The following is a 3,186-nucleotide window of genomic DNA, read 5'->3' as shown; positions in this document are numbered from 1 at the left end:
ACTTGCCCATAACTTCACAAAATTCAGAAAACGAATTTTCTATAAGGGGCTAAAAACAAAAGACCGCCTCAAATTGATTTGAGACGGCCTCTTTCGTACCCAGAGCCGGACAAATGTCGAACCAACTGCTTATTGATTTACAGAGATTGTTTGAGTTAAGCTCCTGATTTGAAGCGTTGTTTTTGAGTTCGGTTTGTCAGATAAACTAGATTTATGGTAGGTTTCAGAGTTACTATCCAAGGCGTAAGGCGTTTCTATTAGTGATAGCAAGTCAGGATGATTTTCCGCAGCATGGACTTTCAACCAAAGTCGTCGAGAAGGAAGTTGTCCTCTTATCGGAGTTAAGTAACAAATCGAAATAATTTTTAGAAAAACAAAACCCCTGGAAGCGATCTCGTTACTGCCAGGGGTTTTGACAATTGCTTGAACAGCTTACGGGATCATGAAAGACTTTTTATAAATCCGCCCATTCGCTGTTGTTGTTTTGAGAACGTATTGCCTGATGAAAGCCCTTTTACATCCAGTACACGGCTCGTTTGTTTGAAAGCCTTTACTTGCATGCCGGATGCATTATAAATCTTCACCTCCAGCGTTCCGCCTTCAGGCAAGTCTATGGTAACGACTCCACCAGTAACCGGGTTAGGGTACAGTACCAGGTATTTCCTGTCTGCCAGGAAGTCCAACACAACTATCCGGCTGTATTGGAAGCTGCCGTTCCAATCGATTTGTTTAAGGCGGTAATAACTTTGCTGGGAAGTAATGTATTGATAACTAATTAGTTGCGTGTAGGATTCGACTCCCTGCATCTCCATATTCCAACCATTTATCGGCGCATGGATCGACGATGCTTACGCTGAAAATGCTGCGAAAGGTCTCACCGGAACAGCTTTGGAGCTGTCATCGGGGCAGGATACGCTTTCAACTATGCTAACTTTTCCGCTGCTTCTGATCGCCGCGTTTATTGTCTTGTGGACATGGGTCGGAAATCCAAGATCAGGCGTTCACGTTGAAAGGGTTTTAGATGATTCTTCTCGCCCAAGCTCCTGACCGAGGGCATGGAATGTACCATGTCATCAGTCTTGCTTATCCGGGTTCACGGGCTTGCTTTTGAAGTGCTATTGCGACACACTTTTTGGCCAGGACAGCTGTCAGGTTTACCCTGGCTGGTAAATGCTGAGCGCTCAGAAACATGATGGGCAGCTCGATGCATCCCAGAATCACAACATCTGCGTTCATGCTGTTAGGTATTTTAAATGCGAAAGAGGTAGAAGAATTATTAAAAATGATAAATCTGAATTCGAAGGTCTTCTTTCCATTTTTCCCGGTTCGAGGTTCTTGCCTCAGCTTCGAATTTTTGATAGAACTTCATGACGTTCTCTTTTACAATCTTTCCTTTGTCAGGGTCGATGAAGACAAAGTCTGTTTTTTGATAGTCACCTTTACCTTCCAGTCCTATCAGGACTCTCGCGTGAATCGAGTTGTTCCCAGTGATTATCCACAAAGGTCCGTGACGAACCAAGAGATCTCTATATGCAGTAAGCATGTAGCTTGCAGGAGGTTCCAGTGTAAGGCCAATACGCTTTGCGAATTTTTCCTGATTAGCTGCTGTAAGTCCCGAATCCATTTCAAAAAACAGTAGCCAAGGCTCACCTAAACCCCTGGCCACAGCGTCTACCTTATATTCGGTCGAGTCGCGCCAGCTCATCATGATAGTCGTCACGGTAATCCAGCAGGCATTTGGAGCAGGTTGTTGGATCACCGGGAGTAAGCCGGGAACCTTGTAGGCAAAATCTGATTGTGCGTGCCCGTAAAGGGCGTACATGATCACAGAGAGAATTAATATACTTTTCATTTTGTCAGCAATAGAAGGGATTTATCGATCTGTGATCGTACTTTCAGGTAGCGTTTCTTGCTTTCTTCATATCTAAGAGGCAATGAATCGCGATGCTGCATTAAACCGTTTTCGATCACATAGGAGGTATACGATTTGACCGACTTTTTAAGGGCTTCATCAAGTAGCAGTTGTTTGTTGAGAATTCGGTTTATTTCCGCCACGGAGCTAGTAATTGTATCCTTTTCATCGAAAGAATCGAATATGCAATATGCCTCGAATGATTCGTCTATGATTGAAGCTGTCTCTGCCACTTTCAGGTAAAAGTCGACAATAGCGGTTGCGCGCGATTCGGCAATCTTTTCTCTGAGCTTGTTGGGATACAAGTCGGCGTTGTTGTAATGTCGCTCGGCTTGAAAATTAATATAGGTGGCGATCGCGGTGACCGCGATTAACAGAACGGGCATGAGCCAGGGCGCTGACTGGTTTTTCTTTATCTCATCCAGCTTCGATTGGATCTCTTTTAGCTGATCCTCCATCGATTTACCATCAGTGCTATTCTTCATCATCCCAAGCCTCCGAAAAGAGATCGATTAATTTTGAATCGGATGTCTTAATCATTTTTCCGTTCCCGCATAGCCATACCGCGTCGGTCAACTTCTTTCGTTTGGGTGGACAGGGGACGCCGTGTTCTGCCAGGATTTTGTCGACTTTTTCGATCAGAGCCTTGGTACCTCCAACAGGTTTGGGCCCCGATTCAAAAGGCCACTTAAAAGAATAATTTGTTTCGGTACTGTCTTGGTTGACGATCTGGAATTTAACCAGCTTGTCGGCCTTCTTCTGCGCAAGGCATGTAAATGCCATCAGATTAAAAACGCAGATGAAAAATAGCTTTTTTCGCATGATACAATAAGTGATTGTGCGCGGTGTTTTAGGTTTAAGAGGTTTTGTAACAGGTGGCCAGACAACCATATGCCAAATTCATAAGGGACCCAAGTTTCTTCATAATTGTTAGACACAAGACTTTCAGCGAGTTACAGGCATAAAATAGCGAATTTGTTCCCAGACTTCGTTAAATAAATAATATGATTGAGTTTTCGGTACATGTTTGGTGTGACTAATTTTGTTGAGCCCAATTGTTTTTGTCAGATTTTACGATGTTAACAAATTCTCTAATGGGCAAATTTGACTTGCCGGTCTTCATTCGAAATGTTGAAGTCGACCTTAATGAGGCAGACTACCTTCTGATGCAAAAGATGCTGTAGGCTTCCCTGGAATTAGGACGGTGAAGGATTAGACTCGAAAAGAGCTAATTTAACTGTCACATGAAAAAGAAAAACTACTCAGAGACCCAG

Annotated in this window: 4 protein-coding genes; all 4 read right to left on the bottom strand. The window is 43.5% G+C overall.

All coding sequences use genetic code 11. The features are described from left to right. Positions 1-440 precede the first annotated feature (440 nt). Positions 441-812: a T9SS type A sorting domain-containing protein gene (locus BLQ88_RS36315; RefSeq protein ID WP_090157910.1), complete on the bottom strand. Its 372-nt coding sequence runs from the start codon at positions 810-812 to the stop codon at positions 441-443. Positions 813-1,276: 464 nt separating this feature from the next. After that, positions 1,277-1,852 (bottom strand): papain-like cysteine protease family protein, encoded by a 576-nt coding sequence (locus BLQ88_RS36310; protein ID WP_090157909.1) that lies wholly within the window; start codon positions 1,850-1,852, stop codon positions 1,277-1,279. Beyond that, positions 1,849-2,400: a hypothetical protein gene (locus BLQ88_RS36305; RefSeq protein ID WP_090157908.1), complete on the bottom strand. Its 552-nt coding sequence runs from the start codon at positions 2,398-2,400 to the stop codon at positions 1,849-1,851. Before BLQ88_RS36305 ends, BLQ88_RS36310 begins: the two co-directional genes overlap by 4 nt. Beyond that, on the bottom strand, positions 2,387-2,734 hold the full coding sequence (locus BLQ88_RS36300) for a hypothetical protein (protein WP_090157907.1): 348 nt from the start codon (positions 2,732-2,734) through the stop codon (positions 2,387-2,389). Before BLQ88_RS36300 ends, BLQ88_RS36305 begins: the two co-directional genes overlap by 14 nt. Positions 2,735-3,186: the final 452 nt, after the last annotated feature.

It is taken from the genome of Dyadobacter soli (genome assembly GCF_900101885.1).
Classification (GTDB): Bacteria; Bacteroidota; Bacteroidia; order Cytophagales; family Spirosomataceae; genus Dyadobacter; species Dyadobacter soli.
Note: the sequence above shows the minus strand (reverse complement) of the source record. Positions and strands in the feature narration are given on the sequence as shown.

Bases quoted from the DNA above. Each gene is read 5' to 3' on its own strand.
- BLQ88_RS36300 (WP_090157907.1), bottom strand. From the start codon at position 2,734: ATGCGAAAAAAGCTATTTTTCATCTGCGTTTTTAATCTGATGGCATTT.
- BLQ88_RS36310 (WP_090157909.1), bottom strand. From the start codon at position 1,852: ATGAAAAGTATATTAATTCTCTCTGTGATCATGTACGCCCTTTACGGG.
- BLQ88_RS36305 (WP_090157908.1), bottom strand. From the start codon at position 2,400: ATGATGAAGAATAGCACTGATGGTAAATCGATGGAGGATCAGCTAAAA.
- BLQ88_RS36315 (WP_090157910.1), bottom strand. From the start codon at position 812: ATGGAGATGCAGGGAGTCGAATCCTACACGCAACTAATTAGTTATCAA.